Here is a 3,890-nt window from a genome sequence, read left to right as displayed (position 1 = left end):
CCCCTCACCCGCGTCAAGACCCACGCCCCCAGCCTCACCACCGCCTACAAGGCCGCCACCGCCACCCTCAAGCAGCACAACCTCACCGGCACCCGGGCCAAGGTCTACCTCGTCCTCGACCGCTCCGCCTCCATGCGCCCGTACTACAAGGACGGCTCCGCCCAGGCCCTCGCCGAACAGACCCTCGCCCTCGCCGCCCACCTCGACCCCGAGGCCACCGTCCCGGTCTTCTTCTTCTCCACCGAACTCGACGGCACCGGCGAGATCACCCTCACCGACCACGAGAACAAGATCGACGACCTGCACGCCGGCCTCGGCCGCATGGGCCGCACCAGCTACCACGCAGCCGTCGAAGCGGTCCTCGCCCACCACGGCAAGGAAGCAGCCCCCGGCACCACGGCCCTGGTGATCTTCCAGACGGACGGCGCCCCCGACGCCAAGACCCCCGCCACCCAGTCCCTCACCGAGGCCGCCAAGACCCATCCCGCCGTCTTCTTCTCCTTCGTCGCCTTCGGCGACCCGGAGAACAAGGCCTTCGACTACCTCCGCAAGCTCAAGACCCCCAACACGTCCCACTTCCTCGCCGGCGAAACCCCCCGCGAGCTCACGGACAAGGAGCTCTACGAGGGCGTACTGGCGAACTGGCGCCCGTAGCACCCGCCCCACCCACAGAACCCCGGRGGGTGGACAGGACAGAGCCCCTGTCCACGTCCACCCCCCGAAACGCATGTGAGTCGATCTTCAGCGGACCAGTAGGATTTCGACCATGGCGGCCACTGGATCCGAGAAGCAGGGGGCGAAGGCGTACTACGTCTCGACCCCCATCTACTACGTCAACGACGCTCCTCACCTGGGCCACGCCTACACGACCGTCGCAGGCGACGTGCTCACCCGCTGGCACCGCCAGCGCGGCGAGAAGGTGTGGTACCTCACCGGCACGGACGAGCACGGTCAGAAGATCATGCGCACGGCCGAAGCCAACGGGGTCACCCCCCAGGCGTGGGCCGACAAACTCGTCACCGAAGCGTGGAAGCCTCTCTGGGAACACCTGGAGATCGCGAACGACGACTTCATCCGCACCACGCAGAAGCGGCACACGGACCGCGTCCAGGAGTTCGTCCAGGACCTGTACGACAAGGGCGAGATCTACAAGGGCGGCTACGAGGGCCCGTACTGCGTCGGCTGCGAGGAGTACAAGCTCCCCGGCGAGCTCCTCGACGGCGAGGGCGAGTACGCGGGCCAGAAGCTCTGCACGATCCACAAGAAGCCCGTGGAGATCCTCAGCGAGGAGAACTACTTCTTCAAGCTGAGCGAGTACGGCGACAAGCTCCTCGCCCACTACGAGGCGAACCCCGGCTTCATCCAGCCCGAGTCCGCGCGCAACGAGGTACTGAACTTCGTACGGCAGGGCCTCCAGGACCTCTCCATCTCCCGTTCCACGTTCGACTGGGGCATCCCGATCCCGTGGGACGACAAGCACGTGATCTACGTGTGGGTCGACGCGCTGCTGAACTACGCCACGGCGGTCGGTTACAACGAGAACCAGGCCAAGTTCGAGGAGACCTTCCCGGCCGACGTCCACCTGGTCGGCAAGGACATCCTCCGCTTCCACGCGGTGATCTGGCCCGCGATGCTGATGGCACAAGGACTCCCCCTCCCCGGCAAGATCGCGGCCAACGGCTGGCTGATGGTCGGCGGCGAGAAGATGTCGAAGTCGAACCTGACGGGTATCAAGCCGCAGGACCTGACCTCGCACTTCGGCGTGGACGCGTACCGCTGGTACTTCCTGCGCGCGATCGCCTTCGGCCAGGACGGCTCCTTCTCCTGGGAGGACTTCTCGGCCCGCTACACCAGCGAGCTGGCGAACGACTACGGCAACCTGGCGTCCCGCGTCGCGGCCATGGTCGGCAAGTACTTCGGCGGCACGCTGCCGGAGGCCGCGGCGGCCGGCGAGGCGGAGAAGGCGATCCACGAGGGCCTGGCGAAGGCCGTCAGGGAGGCGGACCGCCGGATCGGCGAGGACCTGGACTTCCAGGGCGGCATCCTGGCGATCTTCGACTTCGTCAAGCAGGTGAACGGCTACATCACGGAGCAGGAGCCGTGGAAGGTGGCCAAGGACACGTCCGACGAGGGCAAGGCACGCCTGGCCACCATCCTCTACACGGCCGCGGAGTCCCTCCGCGCGGTGGCGGTGCTCCTCAACCCGGTCATGCCGGAGACCTCCCAGAAGCTCTGGGACTCGCTCGGCGCGGGGGCCTCCCTCGGCGCCCTCGCGGACCAGAGGATCGGCGAGGCCGGCGAGTGGGGCCTGCTCCCCGCCGGCACGACGGTCACCAAGGGCGCGGTCCTCTTCCCGCGCCTGGAGGAGAAGCCGACGGCGTAACGCGCTCGCTACAGCTCGGGGCCCGGGAGAACGAGAACCTTCTCCCGGGCCCCGTGCTTTGCGAAGATCGCGTGAGAGCGGCCACCCGGCCGCCGCCACACACCGGGGGCTCCCATGGCACTGTTCGGCAACGCACACACCGTCGACCCGGCATCGGCCCAGCAGGACTACGCCCGCCTCCTCGGCCACGGCGAACAGGTCCACGCCGCGTACCTCCTCATCCGCGACACCATCCTCTTCACCGACCGCCGCCTGATCCTGATCGACAAGCAGGGCATCACCGGCAAGAAGGTGGAATACCACTCCGTCCCCTACCGCAGCATCACCCACTTCGCGGTGGAAACGGCCGGCACCTTCGACCTCGACGCCGAACTCAAGATCTGGATCTCCGGCACCCCGACCCCCATCGAGAAAACCTTCACCAAAGGCGTCGACATCTACGAGGTGCAGGCGATCCTGACGCAGTTCGTCGCGAGGTGAACGTTTTTGCTGCTCTCGAAAGAGTGAACGCAGCCTCGATCGCCGAATACGCCGTCCCCTGATGGGCCTAGCTTGCACACATGGTCACATCAACCCATGAGACCTCGCACCGGATCTTCCAGGACCATCCGGAGGTACTCATTCCCGTCTTCGAGGCGCTGGGCCTGCCACCGCCCGCGAAGGCGACGATCGAGGCGCTGACTCCTGACGCCACGGAGCTCAAGCCGCTGGAACGGCGTGTGGACACGGTGCTGAAAGTCGAGCCGTCCGAAGGGGACAGCTTCCTCATCGCCGTCGAGGCCCAGACCGCCCGGACCCGTGACAAGGGATCCAGCTGGTCGTACTACGTGGCGTACCTGCGCGCGAAGTTCGACCTGCCTGTGCTGCTCGTCGCGGTCTGCAGGAACGGGCCGACCGCATCCTGGGCGGCCGGCCCCTTCGAGTGCCGCGTCGGCACCTGGACGACCCAGAGCACCCGTCCTTTCGTGCTGGGCCCCGACAACGTTCCGGAGATCACCGACGAGTCCATCGTTGCCCGGGAACCGGCCATGGCCACGTTCTCGGCCATCGTGCATAGCGAAAGCGAAAACGCCGCCGCCATACTGGGCATGCTGGCCCGAGGGATGCGGTCCTTCGACAAGGCCACAGCGAAGTACTGGTGCGAATGGCTTGAGGTCGGGCTGGAGGACACTCCGGTCCGGGAGACATGGAGAGAGCTGGAGAAGATGGTCGCCACATACTTCCCGGGCAGGGGAACCCTCTTCGAGGAGACGTACCTGGAGGGCAGGGCCGAAGGGAAAGCCGAAGGGAAAGCCGAGTCCATCCTCAGTGTGCTGGAGAAGCGTGGCATCGACACCCCTCAGGCCGCCCGCGACCGCATCACCTCCTGCACCGACCTCGACACCCTCACCCTCTGGTTCGACCGCTCCCTGACGGCCGCCACGGCGGAGGACCTGTTCACCTAGGAGTGATCAACCCAGAAGGCCTACCTCACCGCCGCTTTCCCCGTCACCCCCGCGCGATCCCC

The 3,890-nt window shown here is 66.8% G+C and carries 4 protein-coding genes; all 4 read left to right on the top strand.

Annotated elements, in window-relative coordinates:
• The coding region (locus CA983_RS41350) for a VWA domain-containing protein (RefSeq protein WP_086605807.1) at positions 1-654 on the top strand (654 nt) is incomplete at its 5' end.
• A 112-nt stretch (positions 655-766) separates the two neighbouring features.
• The gene (gene metG, locus CA983_RS41345; RefSeq protein WP_086605806.1) at positions 767-2,383 is read left to right on the top strand and encodes a methionine--tRNA ligase; all 1,617 of its coding nucleotides are present in this window, start codon (positions 767-769) and stop codon (positions 2,381-2,383) included.
• Between the two features lie 114 nt (positions 2,384-2,497).
• Positions 2,498-2,863, top strand: a complete 366-nt coding sequence (locus CA983_RS41340; protein WP_086605805.1) for a PH domain-containing protein — start codon at positions 2,498-2,500, stop codon at positions 2,861-2,863.
• 80 nt (positions 2,864-2,943) lie between these two features.
• Positions 2,944-3,828 carry an RpnC/YadD family protein gene (locus tag CA983_RS41335; RefSeq protein ID WP_086605804.1) on the top strand — a complete coding sequence of 295 codons (885 nt, stop codon included), beginning with the start codon at positions 2,944-2,946 and terminating at the stop codon, positions 3,826-3,828.
• The last annotated feature ends 62 nt before the right edge of the window (positions 3,829-3,890 follow it).

The organism is Streptomyces swartbergensis, from assembly GCF_002148965.1.
In the GTDB taxonomy this organism is placed as follows: Bacteria; Actinomycetota; Actinomycetes; order Streptomycetales; family Streptomycetaceae; genus Streptomyces; species Streptomyces swartbergensis.
Note: the sequence above shows the minus strand (reverse complement) of the source record. Positions and strands in the feature narration are given on the sequence as shown.

Coding starts and splice junctions, on each gene's coding strand:
- CA983_RS41335 (WP_086605804.1), top strand. CDS start 2,944: ATGGTCACATCAACCCATGAGACCTCGCACCGGATCTTCCAGGACCAT.
- metG (WP_086605806.1), top strand. CDS start 767: ATGGCGGCCACTGGATCCGAGAAGCAGGGGGCGAAGGCGTACTACGTC.
- CA983_RS41340 (WP_086605805.1), top strand. CDS start 2,498: ATGGCACTGTTCGGCAACGCACACACCGTCGACCCGGCATCGGCCCAG.